At 64.8% G+C, this 270-nt stretch carries 1 protein-coding gene; it reads right to left on the bottom strand.

Annotated features, from left to right (window positions below):
* A partial coding sequence (locus AAHM38_RS25585; protein ID WP_342234436.1) for a transposase occupies positions 1 to 270 on the bottom strand: 270 nt, incomplete at both ends.

Genomic DNA, 270 nt, shown 5'->3' on the forward strand with positions numbered 1-270 from the left:
GTGGACGACGGCAGGAGCGCTTCCAGTTCGGTCTCAATCGCCTCGAGGTCTGCGTCGATGGCTTCGTCCAGCAGACTCGCCTGCTCAGGCGTCAACTGCTCGCTGCGCTTGCCGAACTTCCAGCGCTTGTGGATGGCCAGCTCGTGTGTGAGTTGGTCGATCTTGGCTTGCCGGTAACGCAGCTCCCGGTCCTTCTCGCCGACCTGGGCCATCAACTGCGCCGCCAGTGTGCGCAGTTCGTCCGGGCTCAGGGCATCGAGGTTGGCGGGC

The sequence above is a fragment of the Ralstonia sp. OTU4908 genome, assembly GCF_038440115.1.
Lineage (GTDB): Bacteria > Pseudomonadota > Gammaproteobacteria > Burkholderiales > Burkholderiaceae > Ralstonia > Ralstonia pickettii.